We start from the raw sequence: 23,937 nt of genomic DNA on the forward strand, positions 1-23,937 counted from the left end.
TGAGTTCTCTCGATGGTCGTTCGTTCCGGTTCGATAGTGCTCGCGTCGGTACGACGTCGGTTCGGTCCAGACACGACTCCTGAGCGGTGGCGAAAGACGCCTGCGAGACGTGCATGCTGCATCATACTGTACGGGTTTGGACGAATTCAGGAGGTGCGATCATGACGGTGCCGCTCACTGAGTCAGCCCGCGCGCTGCTTCGCATGCGCTACTTGCGTCGGGACGACCAAGGCCGAGTTATCGAGAGTGAAGAGGAACTCTTCTGGCGTGTCGCACGAGCGGTCGCTGCAGCGGAGGATGCCTTTGCGAACGGTCGGCGGAGCGAAGAGGTGGCGGAGGAGTTCTACCGATTGCTGACATCGCTTCGTTTTTTACCAAATACCCCTGCACTCATCAATGCTGGAACCGAACTCGGGCAACTGTTCGCCTGTTTCGTTCTCCCGGTTCCGGATTCGTTGGACGGCATATTCGGCGCGGTACGCGACGCTGCCAAAATTCAACAGACTGGTGGCGGCACTGGGTTTTCGTTTTCCCATCTGCGACCGCGGGGCGACCTGGTTCGGTCGACACGCCGACCGTCATCCGGTGCGGTGTCCTTTATCCGGGTTTTCGATACGGCGAGTGATGTGATCGCTACTGAGAGTGTGCGCGGTGGGGCGAACATGGCGGTCCTGCGGTGCGATCACCCGGATGTGCGCGAGTTCATCAATGCCAAGCGCAATCCAGCGTTGTTCTCGCGTTTCAACTTCTCTGTCCTCGTTACGGATACGTTTCTGGAGGCGGCGCGTGCGCGCAAGGAGATCGACCTCATCAATCCCCGCACGGGTGCGCCGTTCAGCCGGGTGAATGCCGGTGACCTGTTCGACGAAATGGTCGATGCTGCCTGGGAAGTGGGTGATCCTGGACTCTTGTTCTTCGATCGGATTCAACGTGACAACCCGCTCCCAGCATTGGGACCCCTCGAGGCGACCAATCCATGTGGTGAGGTTCCCCTGCTGCCGTGGGAAGCGTGCGTTCTCGGGTCGCTGAACTTGAAAGCGTTCGTCGTCGAACAGGAGGGGGGCGTGTATTTGGATGAAGACGAGCTGCGGCGGGCTGCGCGACTCGCCTTGCGTTTCCTCGACAACATGGTCGAAGTTTCCCGCTATCCGAAGCGCGAGATCGAAGCAATTTGTCGGGCGAACCGAAAAGTCGGACTCGGAATCATGGGGTTTGCCGACCTCTTGCTCTTTCTGCGTATACCGTATGGCTCGGACGAATCGATCGCCGTTGCCGATCGGGTCATGCGTATCGTCCAGGAAGCTGCGGTCGAGGCGAGTCGCGAAATCGCGCAGGAGCGCGGACCTTTCCCGAATTTTCCGCTCAGCCGCTATGCTGAGCGAGGCGAACCACCGCGACGCAATGCAACCGTGACGACAGTGGCACCGACCGGGAGTATCTCGATTATCGCCGGCTGCAGTAGTGGTATCGAACCGCTCTATGCCCTTGCCTATCAACATGTGGGCGAGTTCGTCGGGATCGTCGAGCCGCATCCACTCTTGCTACGCGAACTCTCGCGGCTGGGGATACACGATCCGAGTCTTCTCCGAGAAATCGAGCTGACCGGACGCATCGGGCATCGGACCGATCTTCCTGAAGAGCTTCGCAGACTTTTTCGGGTTGCGACCGAGATTTCTCCCGAAGAGCATATTCGCGTCCAAGCAGCGATCCAACGGCACGTCGAGAACGCGGTCAGTAAGACGATCAATATGCCGTACGAGGCGACACGCGACGACGTGCGGCGGGCCTTTTTGCTCGCGCACGAGCTCGCATGCAAGGGGGTGACGGTTTACCGAGAAGGTTCACCGAGAGGGCAGGTGCTTCAGGTGCTCGGGCACTGCTTGAGCTGCATGGGCGAGGATGTGGTGCCGGAGGCGCGCGCCAGGTATTGATCGAATGACCCGAGAGGGGGGTCCCTCTCGGGTCGCTGTTCCCTCTCGGATCGTTACGAACGGACCTGAACCGGTATTCGTCGCCGTTCTGCCGATTCTGCCTTGGGAATGCGAATTTCGAGCACGCCGTGCTGGTACATTGCCTGGGCCTCGTCTTCGCGAACGGGGACAGGTAGGGTAATGGCACGGTAGGCGCTCCCGACACGCCGTTCGCGCACGTGCCACTTCCCTCGCGTTTCCTCACGTTCCTCGCGGCTCTCGGCACGTATCGTGAGGACGCCCTGGCGGATCTCGACCGAAATATCCTCGGGCTTGACACCAGGCACTGAGGCGCGCACGATGATCGCATCATCGGTTTCTTGGAGGTCGATCGGGATTCCGATTTCCTCCTCGCCGCGCCAGCGTGCCAGCTCACCGAACAGCCGATCGATACGCTCCCGCATCGTTTCCAGCTCGCGCCACGGATTCCACGCTGTGATGCTCATCGCGTGCACTCCCTCCCAAATGCCATGAACCCGACATGGTCAAGGATACCTCTCGATCGTGCGTGAGGGAAGATCGGCAGTTGCACACGGACATTGTATCCTCAAGGCACGATACCGGCCGTAACCGGTGGGGGAAGAAGACGGAGGGAAAAGACAATGCGGATTCGATACCACGATCTCGGTGTCAGCCAGGATAAGGTTGCGCCTATCGTCGAGCGGGAAATTCGCATCCTCGAGAAGAAGCTTGCCGATTTGGAAGATGATCTGAAGATGCTCGACATCACGATGGAGCACCTGCAAAGGAGCGGCACGTACGTTGCCAAGTTGCATCTGCGCATTCCGGGGCCAGACATCGTTGCTCGCGGTGAGGGCCAGAACCCTGCCCAGGCCTTGCGCGATGCGTTCGCTGACCTCTACGACGAGGTCGAGCGCCAAGTAGCGAAGTGGCGCCAAGAACCGTTCATCCGTCGTGCTCGGCAGCACCCGAGTTTGGCCAAGCCACCAGTCGGTATGCCGGAGGAGGCTGGAGAAAGCGAGTCCGGTGGGTCGGAGCCCGGAGGCGAGCGATGAGCGTGTCAGGCCCGATGGAAAACGAACGAGAGCGGTTGTTGACGCGGATCGAGGAGCATCTCCGGAAACTGGGAGAAGAGGGAGGGGGAGCACCGACTCGCCGAGAGTGGTTGGTCCAGCAGATCGTGGATCACTATCGACCACTCCGTCGCTTCGTTCGTCGGGAAATCGGGCGCTACGTGGCGTTCGGCGTTCTTCCGTCCGGCATGTTGAACGACGAGGAAGTGACCGACACGGTCCTCGTGCGCGCCCTCCAACACTGGCGCGAGGCACCGGAACGTGGCCTGTTCCGATGGCTGCGGCGAACGGCTCGGAGAACGGTGCGCCAACTGGTCGATCAAGAGCGACGACGGATCGAGCACGAACGGTCTCTCGAAGAGCCAGTCGGGTACCAGGGCGATGAATGGCCGGATCAAGTCGTTCGCTTGATCGACATCCTGGCGGATCCCAAGGCCGAGATTCCGGAGCAGGTCGTCTTGGCGGAAGAAACGCAGCGCATCCTGGATGAAGCGTTGGATCGACTCCCCGAGACCTGGCGCGAAGTCTTCTTACTTAAGGTCGATGGTTGGACGGACGAACAGATCGCACTCACCGAAGGCCTTGCGGTGGATCAGGTTGGCCGAATCGTCGAGGCGAGTCGAGCGTTCCTAGCCGATCTCCTGCGCGAACGGCGGCAAGAGCTCGAGGCGTAATGCTGGGCATGGCTGGAGGCGCAATGAGTCCGACGCCATATGAGATCGCACTCTCGACCGACCTGTATGAACTGACAATGGCATCGAGCTACCACGTGCTCGGCAAAAGCGGCCGGGCGGTCTTCAGCCTGTTCATCCGGAAGTTTCCGCCGCATCGCCATTTCTTCGTCGTTGCCGGTGTGAACGAACTGCTCGAGCGAATACAGCGGTTAACGTTCGATGACGAAGCGCGAGCCTTCCTCCGCACGCTACCGATGCTTCGTCCGGAATTCGTCGAGTCGCTCCGTCATTTCCGCTTCGAGGGCGACATCTGGGCCGTTCGCGAAGGAACGGTGATCTTTCCAGAGGAACCGATTCTGGAGGTCGAGGCACCGATCGAGCAGGCCCAGCTCATCGAGACGCTCGTACTCAATGCGATCCACTACCCGACACTGGTCGCGACGAAGGCAGCACGGTGCGTTCTCGCTGCACCTGGGAAGGTACTCGTCGATTTCGGCTTGCGCCGCACGCCCAGCCTCGAGGCGGGTTTGGCCGCTGCACGGGCGGCATATCTGGCTGGCTTTGCCGCGACGAGCGACGTTCTGGCCGGGGCGCGGTACGGTATTCCGGTGAGTGGTACGGTCGCGCATTCGTACATCGAGTCATTCCCGAGCGAGCTGGAGGCGTTTCGCGCCTTCGCACGGACGTACCCTGGTGATCCTATTCTCCTGATCGATACCTACGATACGCTGCGTGGTGCTGAGCATGCGGTGATCGTCGCACGCGAGCTGGCGCAGGAAGGCAGGCGTGTTCGTGCTGTTCGACTCGACAGCGGTGATCTGGTCTCCTTGAGCCGAGCCGTTCGCGAAATCCTCGACCGAGCTGGATTTCCGGAGATCCAGATTTTCGCCAGTGGGGGGCTCGACGAATACGAACTCGCAGCGCTGGAAGCTGCCGGAGCGCCGATCGATGGGTTCGGCGTCGGATCGAAACTCGGCACGTCGGCCGATGCGCCATTGGCGGACATGGCCTATAAGCTCGTCGAGTACGATGGTCAGCCGACGCTCAAGCTCAGCACCGGAAAACGAACGCTTGTCGGGGCAAAACAGGTATGGCGTCGGGTCGGTCAAAATGGGGCATACGTCGAGGATCTGATCGCCCTCCGGGAAGAACCACCGCCCGGGGCGGACTGGATTCCGCTCTTGCATCCGGTCATGCGCCGAGGGGAGATCGTCGAACTCCCCACTCTCGAGGAACTTCGCCAGCATCACCGGCGCGAGATGGAGCGTTTCCCGTCGTGGTTCCGCAGACTCGATCCAGCTGGAACCTATCCGGTGCGCCTGAGCGCACGGCTGGCGAGCCGGCAAACTGAGGCTGAGCGGACTGTGCGCGCACGTGAGGGGCTGTGACGATGCTGCGCCGTGTCCACCTGGCCCCGGTTGCGCCGGAAGCGTATCAAGACACTGCGCCGACCGAGCAGATAGAAGAATGCCTTTCGCGTGCTCGGAATCTTCGAGGAATACGAATCGCCCATATCAATGCGACACCATATGGTGGTGGGGTATCGGAACTCTTACGCTCAGCCGTCGCTCTGGAACGAGGGCTCGGCTTGGCGGTGGACTGGTTCGTCATCGCGGGGAACAACCGCTTCTTCGAGGTGACGAAGAGTCTGCATAACGGGCTCCAGGGGGCTCCGTTCCTGCCGAGTGCCGAATTCGAGGAGATCTATGAACTCAACAGTCGTGCGAATGCCGCCACTCTTCCGCGCGAGTACGATGTCATCGTGGTGCACGACCCGCAACCGGCTGCCCTCCGACAGCTCGCCAGCCATGTGGAAGCGCGCTGGATTTGGCGTTGCCACATCGATACGTCTCAGCCGGATCCCGCTGCGGAAGCGTTTTTGCTTCGCTGGTTAGATGGCTACGATGCGTACGTGTTCACGATGCCGGAATTCGTCTTGCCCGCGTTACAGGCGCGGAAAGTTGTCACGTTTCCGCCCGGGATCGATCCCTTGAGCCCGAAAAACCTGCCACTCGCAGCCATGCTGTGCCGCCGTATCGTCACCTGGCATGGGGTGGAGGCGGGGCGCCCGCTGCTCGTGCAAGTTTCCCGTTATGATCCTTGGAAGGATCCATTCGGCGTGATTCGCGTCTTCCGGCGGGCGCGTGAACGAGTTCCTGGTTTGCAGCTCGCGCTCATCGGGTCGATGGCACTGGATGATCCAGAAGGCTGGCGACTGTATGAGCAGGTGCGCGCGGAAGCGGAACAGGATCCGGATATCCTGGTCGGGACGAACATAACTGGCATCAGTTTTGTCGAAGTGAACGCGTTCCAACATTGTGCGTGGGTGGTCATTCAGAAGTCGATTCGGGAAGGTTTCGGTCTGGTCGTGAGCGAGGCGTTGTGGAAGGAGACCCCGGTCGTAGCCGGGCGGAGCGGCGGAATTACGCTGCAAATGGAGGACGGTATCGGTGGCTTTCTCGTTCCTCCAGAGGATGACGATGCGTTCGTCGAACGCGTAGTCCAACTGCTGACCGATCGCGAGCTGGCACGCGCCCTCGGCCAGCGCGGACGTCAGCGGGTGCGCGAACGCTTTCTGATCACCCGTTACGTTCGGGACGAACTGCGGTTGATGACTGAGGTCCTGCATGGTTCTGCGGGGACGGAGGAGTGAAGGGAAGCACTCGATGGGTCAGGTGTTCGATCCAGCATGGCTCGAGTCGATCCGCCAGCGGCTGATATCCCGGCGTACTGAGCTAGAACGGCAACGGGAGGACTTGCGTCGCGCGCTGGCTGCAGAAGGGCGCAGTCAGGCTGAAGAGGGCACAGTAGCGACGCACCCGGCCGACGCGGCGACCGACGTCACGATGGCCGAGTACGATCAAACAGTGCTCCGAACTATCGAAGAAGAGCTGCACGAAATCGCCCTCGCGCTCCGACGGTTGGAACAAGGTACCTATGGTATCTGCGTCGACTGCGGGCGTCCGATCGAGCGCGAGCGACTAGAAGCCGTACCCTGGGCTGCGCGCTGTCTCGTCGACCAGGAGCGCTTCGAGCGAGAACTCGAACGCGCGCGGCGCGCGACTTAACTTATTGAAGGAAAACGGCCGGATCCGGTGGCCGGGATGTACCGCGCAACCGCCGGATAGGCCGCGTGAAGAGAAGACTGATCGTTACGCCGCTCGCTGTACCCAGAGCGAAACCGACGAAGAGAAATGCCCAGCTGCGTGTCGGAGGCAGTCGCATCGGTCGCCCCTCTCACTGAATGACGAGCACGCGCTGGGCGGCTGCCCAGTGGTCTTCAAGCCGGTAGTACGCTCGCTGCTCCGGCGTGAACAAGTGAATCATGACGGAGCCGTAATCCAAGATCACCCACCCGGATTCCGCCTCGCCCTCGACGGCGTGGACGTTGACCCCGACGTCGTCGAGTGCGTTAGTAATATGCGACACGAGTGCACGGAGCTGCCGGGTGTTGTCGGCAGTGCAGACGACGAAGAGATCGAAGAACGGGGTCAGCGCAGTGAGGTCGAGCACCTGAATGTCGCTTGCGAGAGCATCGGCCGCTGATTCGGCGGCGACTCGAGCGATCTCGTGTGGTGTCAAGCGAACTTCCTGTTCTACTCGCGTCATCCTCACCTCGCATCTACAGCGTCGGGAAACATCCCGCGGTGGGCCTGGTAGGATTCGAACCTACGACCCTGAGGTTATGAGCCTCGTGCTCTGCCGCTGAGCTACAGGCCCCCGTCACACTCAATTGTAGCGGTGCACCCACACGAACGCCAGGTGCTGCGTAGTACCATTTGCGGGCGGCTGGAGGTGGGCCCTCGTGGAGCGCCCTGTGGATTCGGAGCGAAGTGTAACGGACGACCGGAGCCGACGGATCGTTATTCCAGCTCTTTCGCTCGTTCTGCTGATCGGCCCTTCCGGTGCGGGAAAGTCGACGTTCGCTCACGCGCACTTCCGCCCCACCGAAATCCTCTCGTCCGATGCCTTCCGGGCGATGATCGCTGACGATGAAACGGACCAGTCAGCGACCCGGGAAGCGTTCCAGATCCTGCATCAAGTCGCGGAAGCTCGCTTGCGTCGCGGTCGGTTGACGGTCATCGATGCGACCAATACGCGCCGCGAGTCGCGTCTTCCATTGCTCGAGCTGGCCCGCCGGTATCACGTACCCTGTGTCGCGATCATCTTCGACTATCCGAAAGAGGTCTATATCGCTCACGACCGCCAACGGACCGGTCGGCATGTCGGTGAGGCCGTCATCGAACGACAAGTTCGACAACTGGACGAAAGTCGAGCGGCCTTACGAGAAGAGCCGTTCCAGCGCCGCTACTGGCTCAAAAATCCGCAGGAGGCGGCACGAGCAGTCGTTGTCCGCCGACCGCTGCAGTGTGACCGGCGATGGTGGCGTGGTCCGTTCGACATTGTCGGTGACGTTCATGGGTGCTTCGACGAACTGGTCGAGCTCTTGGAACGGCTCGGATATCGCGTCGCAGAGCAGCGGACACGTTCGGGGGAGGTCCACTATCAGTTGCTGCATCCGGAGGGGCGACGACTGCTCTTCGTCGGCGATCTGGTCGATCGCGGACCGAAGATCGTCCCGGTGTTGCGTCTGGTCATGGCTGCCTGCGGGCGTGGTCGGGCCGCTGTGGTTCTGGGTAATCATGACCGAAAGTTGCTGCGCTATCTCGAAGGGCACACGGTACGAATCGCACATGGTTTCGAGGTCACCGTGGAGCAAATCGAAACCGAGTCGCATGAGTTCAAGCAGCGCGTGCGCAACTTCCTCCTGCGTCTTCCGCATCACCTGGTTTTGGACGGGGGACGTCTCGTCGTTGCCCATGCGGGATTGCCGGAAGAGTACCATGGGCGGGATTCACCGGTTGTGCGTCGGATCGCGCTCTTCGGTGTTACCTCTGGTGAAGTCGACGAGCGCGGACTGCCGATCCGGGTAAACTGGGCGCGCGAGTATCGAGGGCGAGCGTACGTGGTCTACGGCCATACACCAGTAACCGATGCGGTGTGGATCAACCGAACCATCAATCTCGATACCGGGTGTGTGTACGGCAACCGCCTGACTGCCCTTCGGTATCCGGAAATGGAACTCGTCTCGGTGCCAGCGCACCATGTCTATGCGGTGCCACCGCGACGTTTGCTCGAGCCGATGGAACTCGCGGAACATCCGGTGCTCCTTCCTCGCGAAGAACTCCTGGCATTAGCTGAGCGCTCGCTGCTCCAGGAGCAGGGTGACCAACAGTTGGTCTCGACCGCACCGACGATCCCAGAGTCGCCCGGCTCGCAATCCGACTGAAGGGAGTGAGCTGACGACTTCCGGCGATCGAGGAAGCTCGCATGGAGTGTGGCAGTGATCGACCGTGGTTGGTGGGGCACTTCGGGTGCTGATCCTTGACAGCGGCGTGATGGGTGCCTATACTATGGGGTGCAAGGGTGGTGAGGAGCCGCCCAACAAGGAAAATGCGGAAGTGGCTCAGCTGGTAGAGCACCTCCTTGCCAAGGAGGAGGTCGCGGGTTCGAATCCCGTCTTCCGCTCCGATTCCCCGGTCGTACCGGGGAATTTCTTGTTGTGCCTCCATTGATGCCGCGGCATCCTCGCTACCCCGAAATCACCGCAGGCAGTCACGAGGCGGTCACCGGTCATCGCTGTTGGGTGATACAGTTCCGATCTCTCAGGAGAGACGACTTCTCGCGAACGATCGGCTGTTCCCCCTCTCTCGTGTCTGGCACTCTGACATCCTCAGCGCTTCCACTCGTCGACAATCGTCTGCACTGGCTCGAGCATGAGAGAGTAGACCACTGCTCATGCTTCACTCGTAGAGCTCGGACACACCGGTCAGCGTGGTGCTACTGGATACCTCCTCCGATGAGGTGCGCAGTGCCAACGATGCGGAATAAGCTGCGGTGTATCGCTGGCTAGCCGGTCGCGCAATGTCTTCGCTGCGTGTGCCTGAGAGCAGCCGAGGAGACGTACCACTGGTTTGACCGAACCCGTCCACTGGGCGGCTGCGAAACGAGTAGTTCTCACCACAACGTCAAGCCGATGAAAACCTGGCGGCAGCCGGAGCGGATGATAGCCCGACGGATGCCTGGCTCCGTGCCATCACGACCGGTGTCGATGAAGAGCGGTGGAGCTAGACCGTTTTTTCCCTTCTGAGCGCGCCCCGGGCTGGTGAGGGTGCCACCGTTCCGTTTCACGCGTCTCGATAGTTGACGATCGGTCCCTCTTCTCTTGGACGAGACGTGTTGATTGGATCAGAACCACGCTATCAGGGGAAAAACATCCCGGCCGCTGGTGGAGCAGTGCCGGGACATGGCCAGGTCAGGGCAGAGCTGACCCGGCACTGGTAAGCCTAGCCGATCGCCCCCGCTGGCCGTGTCGCCGGCGGGGGGTTCGTACAGGTGTTCGACCACAATTGGACCACGCTCATTCGACTCGGTGGTGCGGTGCGGGGAGCGGGATTCGAACCCGCACGGGAGGTCTTCCCTGCCGTTTTTAAGACGGCTGCGTCTGCCGTTCCGCCATCCCCGCTCGGCGATCGTCACTTTCAAGTATGCGTTCTCGGATCCCTCGGTGGCGAGAGACTGCTTGACCCTTATGCCGTACTCTCAGTGAGCGACGTGGAGACCGCTTGGACGAGGCCCGTTCGACCGAGCCCGCTCGAGCAGCGTGGTGCGAAGGGCGGATCGTGTCGGTTCTCGACCAGTGCACCCGCTCGGTGAGGCGCAGCGTGTCTTCCGTTCGTCTCCTCGGTCGAGTCCGATCTGGTGCTGTCCCGCCGCTCGCACCGATCACCGGGTCCAGGAAAGACCCGACACGGCATCGATACCGTTGACAGCGAAGAGCTTCTTGGGCTCGCTCGTGCGTGGGGTACCGTCCGCTCCGATGGAAAACTCGATCGCGTACACCGCGAAATCGGCTCCGTCGACCTGGAGGAAGGCGATGAAGCGGCCATCCGGTGACCATGTGGGAGTGGCAACCAGACCTGTTGAGGTGAGCTGTACCGGCTGTCCGCCGCTCGCTGGAACGACATACAAATCATTCGCCTCGCCGTGCCGGCCGACGTAGGCGATCCACTGTCCATCGGGTGACCACGCTGGCGCGTATTGGCCGTCACCGCCTTCGACGAGCGGCGTCAGTTCACCTGTACGCAGGTCGACGATCCACAGGTCGGTCCGCCGTTGTAGGCCATCCTCACGCGTGACACGGTGCACGAAAACGATCCGCGTGCCGTCTGGCGAGAAGGCAGGCTGATCGACATTGTCGCCGAGGCGTGTCGATGCTTCGATGCGTTGGGGTGTACCGCCATCAGCCGGAATCAACCAGAGGAAGTTCTTGAGCGAATTGAGGTCCGAAACGTACACGATGGTCGTGCCGTCCGGAGCCCAGGCTGGGCTCAGTGCCCAGACTGCGTTCTGGACATACTGGTAGGATCCGGGAGTGAACGATGGCTGGTTCCGTGTCAGCTGGGTGATACCCTGACCATCGCTCCGGGCAACGTACAGATCAGAATACGCATCACCGAAACGTACGAACGCGATGCGTGCACCGTCCGGCGACCAACGGGGCCACGCTGCATTACCGAGCCGCAGCAAACGGTGGATTTTGCCGTTCTCCCAAACAGCGATGTCACCGTCTTGAACGAACAGGATTCTGCCACCTGGCGAGGCTGCCAACGTCGTCTCGCTGTCGAAGCGCGTTGCGCCTGGAGCGCAGGCTACGACGAGACTGAGGACTACGAGAAGGCCTGCTCTCAGCACCGATAACCGAGTTCGGTGAGGGCGCGTCGCGCCTCTTCCAACTCGTTCCATGGTCGACGTTCGTCGCCATAGATGATGCACCGTTCGTGTCCCTTCCCGAGGAGGAGCACGACATCTCCCGGCTCTGCGCGCCGCAGCGCTTCTCGGATCGCGAGAGCACGATCCTCGATGCACAGAAACGAGCGTCCCGCTCTACCGCCTGCCGTGCGGATGCCTTCGGCGATTTCCTCCAGAATACGGTGAGGATCTTCGTGCCGTGGATCCTCCGAGGTCACGATGACGAAATCTGCCAGTCGAGCGGCGATCGCTCCCTGCAGCCTTCGCTTGATCCGGTCCCGTTCGCCAGCACTCCCGAATACGGCGATGACTCGTCCATGCGCGATACGACGAGCCAGCGGGAGCACACGCTGGAACGCTTCCGGAGTATGTGCATAGTCCACGATAACGGTAAAGGGCTGACCACAGTCGACCGGTGTAAAGCGACCGGGCACGCTCGCCAACTGCTCGAGTCCTCGCACGATACCGTCTAACGGCAGCCCGAGAGCGATGCCGACGCCGGCGGCGGCCAGCGCGTTGTCGACATTCCATTCGCCGATCAACTGCAAATGGACGGGTATCACCTGTTCTTGGTACTCGAGGACGAAGCGAGTTCCCGCTGTGCTGACCGCGACATCGGTGGCGCGCAATGCGGCTGGAGCATCCACGCCGTACCAGAGGATGGGGACATCGCCCGCGAATGCAGCTAGGGAACGTGCTCCCTCGTCTCGGGCATTGAGCACGATTCGCCGCGGATACGGACGATCTTCCCGGTCCCGAACGAATTCCACGAGCCTGGCCTTGGCGCGGCGGTAGGCTTCGATCGTGCCGTGAAAGTCGAGATGTTCCTGTGTGATGTTCGTCACCACCGCGATATCGAAGGGGCAGTGGTCGACTCGATGGAGCACGAGGCCGTGGCTCGTCGCTTCGACGACTGCCCAATCGACACCCGCGTCGCGCATCGCGGCCAGCAGCTGCTGAACTTCCAGCGCTTCCGGCGTGGTTTGGCGGAAGTCATGCTCGTGATAGTCCTCACCCACCCGGATCGCGACTGTACCGATGAGGCCGGTCCGAAACCCGTTCGCGCGCAAAAGCGAATCGATCAAGAAAGTCGTCGATGTCTTGCCGTCTGTTCCGGTTACGCCGATGAGTCCCAGGCTACGGCCGGGAAAGCCGTAGAAACGCGCGGAAACGGCTGACAGCGCCGCACGGGTATCGGGAACGCGAGCGACTGCCGGATACATCTCTGTATCGTCGGTCCATTCTTCGACCAATGCTGCGACGGCACCTCGCTCCCGTGCGTCGCGCAGATAGCGATGTCCGTCGGTGTGCTGACCGCGCAGTGCGACGAAGAGGCTCCCAGGTTGTGCGCGCCGAGAATCGTACGCAATTGCTGAGATCGAGACCTCGGCATCCCCGCGGATGTCGGCAGGCAAATCCTGGAGCACGTCTCGGAGACTGGGCATCGTCTCAACCTTCCAGAGGTCTGAGGCGGCGCCACGCGGCGACGAGGAGCGGATTCCGGACACACTCGCGCATGCCCGGGTAAGTATACGAGGTGCCACCGAACCCGAGCTTGAACCGATAGACTCCCCAGAGCCCAGCACGCACGTTTCGCTGGTCAGCGGAGGCCTCTGGCGGTGGCTCGTCGTCATCAGGAATGCCCCAGAGGTCATACCAACGGCATCCGTGCTCGCGCGCCCATTGCAGAGCACGCCACTGGACAGCGTACGCTGGCATGTGTCGCTGCAGCTCGGTTCGCGAAGCGCCATACAGGTAGACTGCTTCGTCGCCGAATCGGACGACCAAGGCGGCAGCAGCGAGTGCACCGTCGAACTCGGCGAAGATCAGGGCAGCATCTTGACCGAATGTCTCCAGGAGGTCAGCGAAGTACTCAGGACGATGGATGCCGAACCCGTCACGCCGAGCGGTCTCCTCCAAGAGTTCATAGAAAGCGCCAAGTTCATGTGGATCAGCGAGACGAGTCGTGACGCCGCGACGACAGGCGAGCCGCACGTTGTACCGGGCCTTGGGCTTCATCTGGCGAAGCAATGCATCATCGTCACCTACTGGCACCTTGAGGGTGCGTCGAGGTTGGACGACCGTTGGGCTCGGTCGCCAGCCCAGCGATTGTGGCAGGAGTGCGGCCCCTCGTTCGTCTTCCGGTTCGACGAGGACGATGATCGCCCGTGTCTCGCGCGCGAGAGTATCGAGCGTCGTCTTCACGGCTTCAGCGAGTGCTGGCTCGGGCCGATCGCAAACTGGTCCGCGCGGCACGTACACGAGCGAAAGACCCCAAATGCTCCGGACGAGGGCTTGCGCTGCCGCGACAGCCTGGTTCGTCTCGAAGAGAAAGCGATACGGTTTCCACCCGTGTCGCTCCTTGAAAAGCCCCCAACGCCAGCTCTGGAGAAGCCGACCGCCCAGACGCGCGACGGTCGCATCCCATGCGGTCGCGTCGGTGGCCAGGGAAACGCGAGTCGTCACCATGGGGTCGCTCGGAGTGGGTCGCTCGCGAACACTGCCTCAGCCAGCGCTTCTTCCGCAGCCTCGCGCACGACCGGATCAGCTGATCGGACAAGCTGTCGAAGGACGTTGGTGGCGAGGGTACCCCCGATGCGACCGAGTGCGAGGATCGCGGCTCCCTGCACATCGCGGTCAGTGTCGCTGGTCAAGCGAATCAGATCGTCGATCGCTTCCTCTGCGCCGATCTCGCCGCACGCAGTGGCCGCCTCGTACCGCAACTCCGGATCTTCGGACTGGAGTTCGTCGAGAAGAAGGGGAAGCCAGCGACGATCGAGCGAGCGACCCATCGCGTAGATCGCACTCACGCGCAGGCGATGATCTCCCGACCAGTACGCTTCTTCGATCGCAGAGAGGACTGTAGGGTCCGGATAGACAGCGATCGCTTCGAGCGCGCGCCGCCGCACCTCCACTGGCTCCGATGAGGCGAGCAGGCTCGTCAGTGCTTCGCGGATTCGTTGCCCTTCATGCTCGGGAAGGCGACCGTGAACATCCAGTTCCGCAAAGCGTCCGAGTGCTTGCGCGAGCGCAGCTCTCACGCTCGGTTCGGTTTCGATCGAGAGCCGAGCGAGCAGCCGATGCAAGACGCCAGTGTCCTCAGCTTCCCACAGCCCTTCGATGGCCGACCGGCGAACGTCAGCGTCCGGATCGTCGAGCGCAACGACGAGGACCTGGCGGAAGTTGAGATCGATATTCGCTTCGCTCATTTCGACCATCAGATCGACAATGCGTCGACGATGGGTAGGAGGCAGTTGGGGCCACAATTCGGCGATGAGCGGAACCATGGCCCGCGGGAGATCCGAAAGTTGCGCGATGTCAGTAGCTCGAATCTCTCGCTGCAGGCGCTCGAAAAGTTGTCGGAGTCTATCCGTCGTGAGCATCGTTTCACGTCTGTCTCTCGGCTTAACGATGTGGTGTGAAATAGAACAGGTCTTCGACCTCCGGATCAACTTCGAATTGTGTGAAGTCGGGTGACGTGAGAATTTCCCGGATCTTTTCCGCACTCAAGGGCCGTTCCACGTTCACGGCTGCAACGAGATCGTCGAGCGTTGCCATATAGCGTGGCGCTTCCGGCGTGCCGACATTTTCGCCGATACGCTCGAACGTCACTTCGAGGACCCGTTCGTAGGAACGACGCGTCCGCTCATCGAGCGGCTGCTGCCCAGCGAAGCGCGGGAAGCGTTGCTCGGTCAAGAGCATACTGTCCTGGACAGCGCAGAAGTAGACGGTCGGGCGAAAGATGTAGCGTCGCTGCTTCTCATCGAGGGCAAGCAGGCGGCGTTCCTGACGGGAAATCGGTAGATAATCGATGACGAACCGTCGTGGATCCTCCTTCCGCTCGATCGTGATCAATGCACCGGCAACGAGGTTGCTCGCGAAGAAGGACTCGAATCCGAACAGAAACCCTCCGCGATTGCTCGTCGGGTACCGGAGTTCGACGAAGAACGTCTCGTGCGTTTGCTGTGCTTCGAATTGCAGGATCGCGCGTGTCTGTCCAGGAAAGACCCGATCAGGTAGCACCGCGGCGAGCGCGGCGTTGTACGGGAGGACGCCATGGAAGTGCTCGTAGAATGTCAGCACATGGTCGACGACGGCTTCGCTACCCGGCCGTAGTGTCGTGGTTTCCTCGAGTAGGAACCGGTAATCCTGCCCGATGTCGGTCGGACGCCGTTTGGGCGCGGGTACCGGATTGACCTCGCGGATCGTCCACGCATGCGCGCCGGGGACTCCGACGAACTCGAACTCGTTTTCAGTGGCGAGGTGGGCGTCGAGAGCCAGTTGATGGAGCAAGGCTTCCAGAGAAGTTACTGAAATGCGGAAGACGTCTTCGAGAATTTCGGTGTCGGTGAGCGGCTCGCCACGCTCAGCGATGTACTCGCGAACCCGGCGCACATCACCGCGCGAGAGGCGCGGAACGATATCAGCGGGTGCCCAGAGGTCGCCGAAACCGACCACACCGGGTAACTGAGCCAGAGCAGCACGCACTGCTTCGATCAGTTGCTCGTCGCTCAGCTGACCGATGTCTTCGACGAGCGTCTCGACGGCCGCTGCCTTCTCGACCTGCTCGGTTGCCGTTGGTGCTGTCTCTTCCGCCGGGGGAAGCTCTGGCTCGGCGCGCCGCGGTCGGGCGACCGGGACGGCTACGGTAGGGGGCGGCTCCATGAATCGATGCGGAAGTTGATGCGCTGTATCGATCAAGGCTTCGGGTGCCGGGGGTGGAGTTCCCGCTCGTGTGGTGGCCACGATCACTTCATCGCCGCTCACTTCGAGCGCGAATACGTGGTCGTTCACCTCGAGCGCGTGCTTCAGGCGTGTCAGCCACTCGTCTGGACTCCCGGGAGACTCGATCGACGCGAAGTGCTCGGCGAGCACCCGAAGCGGAACCCGAATCGGGGCATGGAGCGGGTAGAAACGGGCGCTCGCGCGCAGAAGTGCATGCACGCGCTCGGCAAGCTCGCGCTCGCTTACCTCGCCCCGGAACGACAATTCCGCATCGGCAGTCAACGAGCGTGTCGTATCGCTCACTTCGGTCGCCCCCTATGGTCTCACTTGGCCGACTCGTTCTGTCGCACGCGCTCCCGGAGCAACCGTGCCAGCTCTTCCGTGGTGACGGGCCGACCGAGTTCGCGGAGTATCTCCAGGAGCACTTGTTGGATTCTCGGGCTCAATGTCGGTGCGGACATGCCCATCCCCCTCGCTCGTGCCGACTTCTAAGCATACTCCTTTCTTCCGGCCTCGCCAAGACGGCAGATGCCTGGGCTCGTTTGTGCGGAGCTGGAATGACCGAGAAACGTCGATACCACCCTAGACCCGTGCGAGCGCGAGCGCGATAGCACCGATGACCGGCGCATCCGGCCCGAGCTCGGCGAGCGCGATCCGTACCCGGCGAAGCGAAGCCGGATAGGTAAACTGACGCACCCGGCCTTGCAGCGGTTCGAGGAACGCCGCGCCGCTCTCCGCGATCGTGCCCCCGATGATGACCGCTTCCGGGTTCAAGCTGGCGATGAGCGACGCGATCGCGAGTGCCAACTTCTGAACGGTGTCGGCGATAACGTCCCTGATCGCTGGGCTGATCGCGACGTACTGGAAGAGTTCTGGGACGCGGAACGGTCGCCGGACGAGTTCGTGACCAGGATCTTCCGGGTCGAGAGCCAATGCTTCCCAGATGCGGGCGCGCAGCGCAGGCTCTGACGCATACGCTTCGAGATGCCCGGGTTTCCCGCAGGAGCAGAGAGGGCCACCGGCAGTCACGACGATATGACCGATTTCACCAGCAGTGTTCGATGCTCCGTAGACGAGACGGCCGTCGACGATGATTCCCCCACCGACACCCGTTCCGAGGTGAATGTAGATGACCGTCTGGCAGCCGCGGGCAGCACCGAATACTGCCTCGCCGAAAGCGGCAGCGCGAGCATCGTTCTCGAGCACAGTCGGAACGCCGAGTCGCTCCTCGATCAAGGCCGCGAGTGGGAAGTCCTCGAAACCAGGTGAACGTGGGGAAAAGATCGTCACGCCGCGAAGTGGATCGACCGGTCCGCCGAAGGCGATACCGACTGCCTTGACGTCCGCAGTGGTGAGCCCAGCTGTGCTCAATGCCGCGACGGCGAGGTGCTGCAGACGATGGAACACACCGTACGCATCCAGATTATCGAGAGATTCCGCAGCATGGCTCAAGATCTGCCCCTTGCCATTGGCCACGACCGCGCGCAACAGACCGCCGGCGATCGCGAGGCCGAGTACTCGTTCGCTCGCAGCCGGAGGGCGGGCACGGAAGCGCTTGACAGTGAACTCGGTCACTCGTCTCGATCCATCTCGCTCCAACGCTCGAGCACTTGTACTAGGCGATGTATCCTACCACCCGCGGGCAGGACGGGAAAGGATCGCCAAGATGGTGCATGTAGAGGCAGCTCGGGAACAGCGCCGGGAATTCTGGTTCGGCCTGCTGTTTGCCGGTTCCGGTGTTTTGGCAGTTTCGACGAGCGCGGTACTGGTTCGTCTCGCCGAAGGAGTGAGTTCATTCGAAATCGCGTTCTGGCGCCTCGCAATCGCGACGCTCGTCCTCCTGCCGTTCACCCTGCATCGTGGTCTCTGGCGGGAAGCAGCAACTGCCGGCTGGCGGCGGCTCGCTCTCTACGGTGGAGCATTGGCGATCCACTTCGTGGCGTATATCGCGGCGCTCCAGCTCGCGCCAGTCGCACACGTTCTCCCTCTTCTTTATACGTCGAGCATCATGCTCGCCGTCCTCTCGGCTGTCCTGCTGGCCGAACCGCTGAGGAGGGCACAGATCGCCGGAATCGTCATCGTCCTCGGCGGCGTGACCATCCTGGCCGGATTCGAGCCACGTCTCACGGCTCGGACCCTACTGGGAGATAGCCTGGCGCTGGTATCGGCGGCAGCGTATGCTGCTTACTCGTTAATCGGGCGAAGGGAACGGACTCGTCTGCCGCTGCTCGTCTACGCGACTGCTGTCTACGGTTTCGCCGCCTGCTGGGTCTTTCCGTTCGCTATCGGAACGACACTCCGGGCTGACGCAGTGCTCGATCGCTACGATCTTCGCGTCGTGTTGGCATTGCTGGGACTCGGACTGGTCCCGAACACGCTGGGACATACGCTCTATAACGCGGCGGTGCGGCGTCTCAATGCGGCGGTGGCGAACGTGATCTTTACCCAGGAGATGACGGGTGCGATCATCCTGGCCTGGCTGATCCTCGGAGAGGTGCCGAGCGTCAATGCGCTCGCCGGTGCCTCGATCATGCTGGTCGGTATCCTCCTCGTCTTGCTTCGTTGATCTAGAGAAGAATCTGTCGCAGTACGGCCGTATCGTAAAGTTCGATCTCGATCTCAGAGCCGGCCGGTGCTTCGGCCCACTCTTCTGGAACGACCGCGAGGCAGTTTCCCGCGGCGAGCCCGCTCAAGACACCGGCACCCTGGTTCGGGACAGGGGTCACCACGAGTTCGTTACCGCGCCGTTCGACTCGGGCTCGAACGAAGTGTCGTCGCTGGCCGCTGTTCTCGATCCGTTGCGTCAGGCGCGCGCGCAGCCGGATCGGTTCGAGGTCGGAGCGACCCAGTAGACGCAAGATCGCTGGACGCGCGAATTGGAGGAACGCGACGACACTCGCCACCGGGTTGCCCGGCAAGGCGATGACGGGAATGCCGTCGATGAACCCGAATGCCATCGGCTTGCCCGGCTTGATCCGAACTTGCCAGATGTCGAACTGGCCGCGGGCTCGCAAGAACTCCTTGACGCGGTCGTAGTCGCCTTGCGAAACCCCGCCCGAAGTGAGGATGAGGTCGGCTCCCGCTGCGGCGCGGAAACGGCGCTCGAGATCAGCGTCGTGGTCGGTTGCGATGCCCACGAGATGCGGGATACCACCGCACTGGGTGACGAGCGCGGCGAGGACGTACGAATTGCTGTTTCGGATCTGTCCTGGCTCCAGAGGGTAGTCTGGCGGCAGAACTTCATCACCGGTTGCCAGGATCGCGACGTTCGGGCGGGGATGCACGAGAACCCAGGTATAGCCGAGTGCTGCGAGAATGCCGAGGTGAGCCGGACCCAATACGGTACCGGGTGGAAGAACGAGCGTTCCGGCGGCGATATCTTCCCCGGCCGGGCGCACGTTTTCGCCGGCTCGAACGGGGCGGTAGATGCTGACCACTTCGCGCACCGCTGACTGGTCGCTTGCCTCATCAGTTTCCTCGAAACGGACGACAGCGTCCGCGCCGGGCGGGAGCACGGCACCCGTCATAACGCGCACAGCCGTACCCGGTTCGACAGACTGTTTCACGCCTTCGCGCCAGCGTGGTGCCGCTCCACCGGCGGGAGCTTCACCGACGATGCGCAACTGTACCGGGTGATCGCGCCGAGCACTGAGTGTATCGATGGCACGGACGGCATAGCCGTCCATCGCCGCGTTCGTGAACGGTGGCACCGATTCACGCGCGTAGATCGGTTCGGCGAGCACGAGACCCAATGTGTCGAGCAGTGGAAGCCGGCGAGGCAGCAGTGGCTGGAAATCACGCAGAATACGCTCACGCGCTTCGTCGACGCCGAGGAGTTGCTGGATCGGGCCGAGCGCTGAGCGAACAGTCCCGGACATGATGCCGCCCCATTCATCGATCCATCAGGAGAGTGCTTTCATCGCTTCGACGAGTTCGCGTACGGCAGCCGCCGAGCGGTGAAGCGCTGCGCGCTCCTCCTCGGTCAGTTCGATTTCGATCACCTGTTTCACGCCGCCAGCACCGAGCTTGATCGGGACACCGACATAGAGGTCGTGGATGCCATACTGCCCGGTCAGGTACGTGCTCGCAGCGAGGACGCGGTTCTCGTCGAGCAGGACTGCCTCGACCATCTCGGCGACTGAGGCGGCTGGTGCGTAAAATGCGCTGGTTCCGAGCAACCGGACGATTTCGCCACCGCCGTCGCGTGTCCGCTCGACGATCGCCTGGATCCGGTCTGGTGGGATGAGCTGGGTGATGGGAATGCCGGAAACAGTGGTGTAGCGTGGCAGCGGCACCATGGTGTCCCCGTGGCCGCCGAGAACCATTGCATGAACATCGCGCGGGGAGACACCGAGTTCCATGGCGACGAAGGTGCGGAAGCGTGCGGAATCGAGCACACCGGCTTGGCCGACAACGCGACTCGCCGGGAAGCCGGAGGCCTCGAGCGCGACGTGGCACATCGCGTCCAGTGGATTCGTCACGACGATGATGACAGCGCTCGGGGAAAGTGGTGCGGCCTGTTCCGTGACGCTCTTGACGATATTCATGTTGACCCGGAGCAGGTCGTCTCGACTCATACCAGGCTTGCGCGGCGAACCCGAGGTGATGACGATGACATCCGAGTTGGCCGTCGCTTCGTAGCCGTTACTCCCGACGATCGAGCAGTCGTAGCCGATCACTGGCCCAGCTTCCAGGAGATCGAGCGCTTTCCCTTGCGGCAGGTTTTCGACGATATCGACGAGCACGATATCCGCGATATTCCGGTCCGCCAGATACTGGGCCGTTGTCGCCCCGACCGCGCCGGCACCGATTATGGAAACCTTGCGTCGCATGCACTCCGCTCCTCGCTCGACTCTCTCGACCACTCACGTGGTGAGCGCTGGCAACCTCGTTCGATGGCTATCGTAGCACAGATTCTGCGGTCTCTCATGGGATACAATCGCACGAGACCGGCTCGAGAGTATGGAGGACCTGCCGGTGGTCGAACGGATCGCTTTGATCGGGCTCAGCGGGTCGGGGAAAAGTGCTGTCGCACCGTTGGTCGCCGCTCGGTTGGGATGGATGGCGCTCGATACCGACGACCTGGTGGTTCGTCGCTTCGGAATGCCGATCGCGGAAATTTTCGCCCGCTTCGGCGAGCCGGTATTCCGTGCGGCCGAGCGCGAGGCGTTGCTCGAGGCGCTCCGGAACGAGCGGGTCGTGGTTGCTACAGGCGGCGGGATCGTCCTAGACGAACGCAACTGGGTTGCGCTCCGTAGTGATACGGCGGTGGTGCACCTGACCGCTCGGCTGGAAACGCTGGCCAGCCGACTGCGGGCTCAGGTGAGCGGTGAAAACGGGGCAGTGCGGCCACTACTCGCTGGCGCGCTCGAGGAGCGCCTGCGATCGCTGTGGGAACAGCGCCGGAACCTCTACCGGCGGGCTGATGTCACGGTCGAAACGGACGATCGGACGCTGGACGCGGTGGCAGACGAGATCGTGCGTGCCGTGCGTTCGCTCAGCGAACGCGGATTCGTTCCGTTTCTCTCCCTGGCGGGAGGATCCGGGCGTTCGGATCTCTTCGTCCGTTCTGGTTTATTGGAGGCAGTCGGTGAGCTCGTCCGGCGACGCTGGCCGAACGTGCGCCGCGCCTTCGTGATTACCGATGATCATGTCGAGCGTCTTTGGGGCGAGCCGGTCCGCCGAGCGCTGGAGCGCGCTGCGTTTCAGGTCACGACGCTGACGATTCCTGCTGGCGAGCAATCGAAGAATCTCGGGGTGGTGGAGCGGTTGCTCGATCAGCTCCTGGAGAGCGGGATCGAGCGCAGCGATGTGGTCGTCGCACTCGGCGGTGGCGTGGTCGGTGACATCGCTGGCTTCGTCTCGTCGATCGTCTTGCGCGGAGTGGGTCTCGTCCAGGTTCCGACCAGCTTGTTGGCGATGGTCGATGCGAGCGTCGGCGGGAAGACCGGCGTCGATCATCGGCTCGGGAAAAATCTCATCGGAACGTTCTATCAGCCGCATCTCGTCATCGCCGATCCGGTCGTTTTGTCGACGTTGCCCGAAGCGGAGCGACGTTCTGGCTGGGCTGAGGTCGTCAAGCATGCGATGATCGAGTGCACCGCCACCGACAGCACGGAGCCGAGCTTGCTACCGCTCCTCATGAGCCGCGCATTCTCGGCTTGGTGGGAAGCGGGTGCACTGGACGAGGTGGTTCGCCGCAACATCGCGATCAAGGCGGCTGTCGTGGCAGCGGACGAGCGCGAGTCAGGCTTGCGGCGGATCTTGAATTATGGCCATACACTGGGGCACGCGGTCGAGGCAGCGAGCGACTATCGCCTGCGACATGGCGAGGCGGTCGCGATCGGTATGCGGGCGGTCGCGCGCCTCGCCCAGCGCCTGGGAGCCTGTTCGGCGGAGGTGGTACGCCTGCAAGACGAGTTGCTGGACGCTGCAGGACTGCCGCGTTCGATCGACCTGCCGATCGAGGCGGTTCTGGAGCGGCTGCGCTACGACAAGAAGGTCGAAGGCGGTGTACCGACATGGATCCTACCGACGCGTCCGGGTCGCGTGGTGATCCGACGCGACGTGCCGCTCGATGCGGTGCGCGACGTCGCTCGCTCTGTGCTCGCACCCCACTCGGAAGTCGGTGGGCCGTTGCCGCGGCGGAGGATGCCATGAGCGGGCAGCACGGAACCTATCGCCCGCTCCGCTGGACAGGGGACGCCTTCGTCATTCTCGACCAGACTGCATTACCGCATGACGAGCGCTATCTCGAATGCCGAACGGTCGACGACGTTGCAGCGGCGATCGAGCAGATGCGCGTACGCGGTGCCCCAGCGATCGGGATCAGTGCCGTCGCTGGGTTAGCGCTAGCGTTACGCGAGCGTGGTGCGGATTCGGACTGGCGGGCGATCCTAGATGAGGCAGCGCGCCGACTGGCTGCGACGCGCCCGACCGCCGTCGATCTGTTCAACGCCTTGGAAGTGGCGCGTTCGCGTGTCGCTACGGCGCGTACTGCGGAGGAGGCGGAGCAGATCCTCGATCGCCTGGTCGAAGAGCTTTTGGAAAGACAGTGGTCGATCGATCAGGCGATCGCGCAGCATGGTGCTGGCCTTCTCCCGCACGGAGCTCGGGTGTTGACGCACTGCAATACCGGGGCATTGGGTACTGGCGCGTACGGAACAGCCTTGGGGATTATCCGACGGGCGCACGAGCTCGGGCGACTCCGACACGTTTGGGTAACGGAGACTCGTCCGCGTCAGCAAGGAGCGCGCCTGACGACCTGGGAACTCCGTCGTGTCGGTATCGCCCACACCTTGATCGTCGACGGTGCCGCTGCCTGGATCATGGCTCGTGGTGAAGTGGATGTGGTCATCGTCGGAGCGGACCGTGTGGCGGCGAACGGTGACGTCGCGAACAAGATCGGAACGCTGGCACTGGCGGTCGCTGCGGAACGGTTCCGCATCCCCTTCTATGTCGCCGCGCCGTTGTCCACGTTCGATCCGCACACCCCGGATGGCCGAAGTATCCCGATCGAGGAACGAGACAAAGCGGAAGTGTTACGCTTGAACGGTGGCTGGGTGGCGCCGGCCGATACGACGGTGCTGAATCCGGCATTCGATGTCACTCCAGCCTCCTTGATCACCGGGATCGTGACGGAGGCAGGTGTCGTTTTGTCGCCGGACGAGCGGAAGATCGCGGCGTTGCTCGGGGCGGCGACGAGGGATCGAACCTAAAAGA

Annotated in this window: 22 protein-coding genes and 3 tRNA genes; 11 read left to right on the forward strand and 14 right to left on the reverse strand. The window is 62.2% G+C overall.

Annotation, left to right across the window (positions count from 1 at the left end; all coding sequences use genetic code 11):
• The first annotated feature begins 161 nt into the window (after positions 1 to 161).
• A complete protein-coding gene (locus OO015_RS00195; RefSeq protein ID WP_265938627.1) occupies positions 162 to 1,931 on the forward strand; it encodes an adenosylcobalamin-dependent ribonucleoside-diphosphate reductase in 1,770 nt (589 codons plus the stop codon).
• Between the two features lie 53 nt (positions 1,932 to 1,984).
• On the opposite strand, the gene OO015_RS00200 is transcribed toward OO015_RS00195, so the two are convergent.
• Positions 1,985 to 2,416, reverse strand: coding sequence for an Hsp20/alpha crystallin family protein (locus tag OO015_RS00200; RefSeq protein ID WP_265938629.1), 432 nt, complete (start codon positions 2,414 to 2,416; stop codon positions 1,985 to 1,987).
• 156 nt (positions 2,417 to 2,572) lie between these two features.
• Here OO015_RS00200 and OO015_RS00205 point away from each other — a divergent pair, with 156 nt between their 5' ends.
• From OO015_RS00205 to OO015_RS00225, 5 genes are read left to right on the forward strand one after another with little or no spacing between them, the layout of a single operon-like run.
• Positions 2,573 to 2,986 carry a hypothetical protein gene (locus OO015_RS00205; protein ID WP_265938631.1) on the forward strand — a complete coding sequence of 138 codons (414 nt, stop codon included), beginning with the start codon at positions 2,573 to 2,575 and terminating at the stop codon, positions 2,984 to 2,986.
• Entirely contained in the window at positions 2,983 to 3,678 is a 696-nt protein-coding gene (locus OO015_RS00210) for an RNA polymerase sigma factor (protein ID WP_265938633.1), read from the forward strand. The genes OO015_RS00205 and OO015_RS00210 overlap by 4 nt, the downstream gene beginning before the upstream one ends.
• A 23-nt stretch (positions 3,679 to 3,701) precedes the next feature.
• Positions 3,702 to 5,066: a nicotinate phosphoribosyltransferase gene (locus OO015_RS00215; protein ID WP_265938635.1), complete on the forward strand. Its 1,365-nt coding sequence runs from the start codon at positions 3,702 to 3,704 to the stop codon at positions 5,064 to 5,066.
• A 2-nt stretch (positions 5,067 to 5,068) separates the two neighbouring features.
• Complete coding sequence (locus OO015_RS00220; RefSeq protein WP_265938637.1) at positions 5,069 to 6,331, forward strand: glycosyltransferase; 1,263 nt, start codon at positions 5,069 to 5,071, stop codon at positions 6,329 to 6,331.
• A 13-nt stretch (positions 6,332 to 6,344) separates the two neighbouring features.
• Entirely contained in the window at positions 6,345 to 6,746 is a 402-nt protein-coding gene (locus OO015_RS00225) for a TraR/DksA C4-type zinc finger protein (RefSeq protein ID WP_265938639.1), read from the forward strand.
• 1 nt (position 6,747) lies between these two features.
• On the opposite strand, the gene OO015_RS00230 is transcribed toward OO015_RS00225, so the two are convergent.
• From OO015_RS00230 to OO015_RS00240, 3 genes are all read right to left on the reverse strand, one after another.
• Positions 6,748 to 6,903 (reverse strand): hypothetical protein, encoded by a 156-nt coding sequence (locus tag OO015_RS00230; RefSeq protein WP_265938642.1) that lies wholly within the window; start codon positions 6,901 to 6,903, stop codon positions 6,748 to 6,750.
• A 12-nt stretch (positions 6,904 to 6,915) separates the two neighbouring features.
• Entirely contained in the window at positions 6,916 to 7,287 is a 372-nt protein-coding gene (rsfS, locus tag OO015_RS00235; protein ID WP_265938644.1) for a ribosome silencing factor, read from the reverse strand.
• A 39-nt stretch (positions 7,288 to 7,326) separates the two neighbouring features.
• Positions 7,327 to 7,398, reverse strand: a tRNA-Ile gene (locus tag OO015_RS00240).
• Between the two features lie 97 nt (positions 7,399 to 7,495).
• On the opposite strand from OO015_RS00240, the gene OO015_RS00245 reads away from it, so the two are divergent.
• Positions 7,496 to 8,968 (forward strand): AAA family ATPase, encoded by a 1,473-nt coding sequence (locus OO015_RS00245; protein WP_265938647.1) that lies wholly within the window; start codon positions 7,496 to 7,498, stop codon positions 8,966 to 8,968.
• Positions 8,969 to 9,134: 166 nt separating this feature from the next.
• A tRNA-Gly gene (locus OO015_RS00250) sits at positions 9,135 to 9,207 on the forward strand.
• A gap of 913 nt (positions 9,208 to 10,120) precedes the next feature.
• Here OO015_RS00250 and OO015_RS00255 read toward each other — a convergent pair.
• From OO015_RS00255 to OO015_RS00290, 8 genes are all read right to left on the reverse strand, one after another.
• Positions 10,121 to 10,204, reverse strand: a tRNA-Leu gene (locus OO015_RS00255).
• Positions 10,205 to 10,464: 260 nt separating this feature from the next.
• Entirely contained in the window at positions 10,465 to 11,349 is an 885-nt protein-coding gene (locus OO015_RS00260; protein WP_265938649.1) for a TolB family protein, read from the reverse strand.
• Positions 11,350 to 11,426: 77 nt separating this feature from the next.
• Complete coding sequence (locus OO015_RS00265; RefSeq protein ID WP_265938651.1) at positions 11,427 to 12,935, reverse strand: UDP-N-acetylmuramoyl-L-alanyl-D-glutamate--2,6-diaminopimelate ligase; 1,509 nt, start codon at positions 12,933 to 12,935, stop codon at positions 11,427 to 11,429.
• Positions 12,936 to 12,939: 4 nt separating this feature from the next.
• The gene (locus OO015_RS00270; RefSeq protein ID WP_265938653.1) at positions 12,940 to 13,959 is read right to left on the reverse strand and encodes a lipid II:glycine glycyltransferase FemX; all 1,020 of its coding nucleotides are present in this window, start codon (positions 13,957 to 13,959) and stop codon (positions 12,940 to 12,942) included.
• Complete coding sequence (locus OO015_RS00275; protein WP_265938656.1) at positions 13,953 to 14,873, reverse strand: HEAT repeat domain-containing protein; 921 nt, start codon at positions 14,871 to 14,873, stop codon at positions 13,953 to 13,955. Before OO015_RS00275 ends, OO015_RS00270 begins: the two co-directional genes overlap by 7 nt.
• A gap of 22 nt (positions 14,874 to 14,895) precedes the next feature.
• Entirely contained in the window at positions 14,896 to 16,518 is a 1,623-nt protein-coding gene (locus tag OO015_RS00280; protein ID WP_265938658.1) for a hypothetical protein, read from the reverse strand.
• A 20-nt stretch (positions 16,519 to 16,538) separates the two neighbouring features.
• Positions 16,539 to 16,676: a hypothetical protein gene (locus OO015_RS00285; protein ID WP_265938660.1), complete on the reverse strand. Its 138-nt coding sequence runs from the start codon at positions 16,674 to 16,676 to the stop codon at positions 16,539 to 16,541.
• Positions 16,677 to 16,797: 121 nt separating this feature from the next.
• Positions 16,798 to 17,790, reverse strand: a complete 993-nt coding sequence (locus OO015_RS00290) for an ROK family protein (RefSeq protein ID WP_265938661.1) — start codon at positions 17,788 to 17,790, stop codon at positions 16,798 to 16,800.
• 91 nt (positions 17,791 to 17,881) lie between these two features.
• Between OO015_RS00290 and OO015_RS00295 the strand changes: the two genes are divergently transcribed.
• Positions 17,882 to 18,781: a DMT family transporter gene (locus OO015_RS00295; protein WP_265938663.1), complete on the forward strand. Its 900-nt coding sequence runs from the start codon at positions 17,882 to 17,884 to the stop codon at positions 18,779 to 18,781.
• Between the two features lies 1 nt (position 18,782).
• On the opposite strand, the gene glp is transcribed toward OO015_RS00295, so the two are convergent.
• Complete coding sequence (gene glp / locus OO015_RS00300) at positions 18,783 to 20,093, reverse strand: gephyrin-like molybdotransferase Glp (protein ID WP_265938665.1); 1,311 nt, start codon at positions 20,091 to 20,093, stop codon at positions 18,783 to 18,785.
• A gap of 24 nt (positions 20,094 to 20,117) precedes the next feature.
• Positions 20,118 to 21,047, reverse strand: coding sequence for a malate dehydrogenase (mdh, locus tag OO015_RS00305; protein WP_265938668.1), 930 nt, complete (start codon positions 21,045 to 21,047; stop codon positions 20,118 to 20,120).
• A gap of 145 nt (positions 21,048 to 21,192) precedes the next feature.
• Between mdh and aroB the strand changes: the two genes are divergently transcribed.
• Together aroB and mtnA are read left to right on the forward strand one after the other, a co-directional pair.
• Positions 21,193 to 22,875, forward strand: a complete 1,683-nt coding sequence (gene aroB / locus OO015_RS00310) for a 3-dehydroquinate synthase (protein ID WP_265938670.1) — start codon at positions 21,193 to 21,195, stop codon at positions 22,873 to 22,875.
• The gene (gene mtnA, locus OO015_RS00315) at positions 22,872 to 23,933 is read left to right on the forward strand and encodes an S-methyl-5-thioribose-1-phosphate isomerase (RefSeq protein ID WP_265938672.1); all 1,062 of its coding nucleotides are present in this window, start codon (positions 22,872 to 22,874) and stop codon (positions 23,931 to 23,933) included. The genes aroB and mtnA overlap by 4 nt, the downstream gene beginning before the upstream one ends.
• Positions 23,934 to 23,937 lie beyond the last annotated feature (4 nt).

Origin of the sequence: Thermomicrobium sp. 4228-Ro (genome assembly GCF_026241205.1) — a bacterium.
GTDB lineage: Bacteria > Chloroflexota > Chloroflexia > Thermomicrobiales > Thermomicrobiaceae > Thermomicrobium.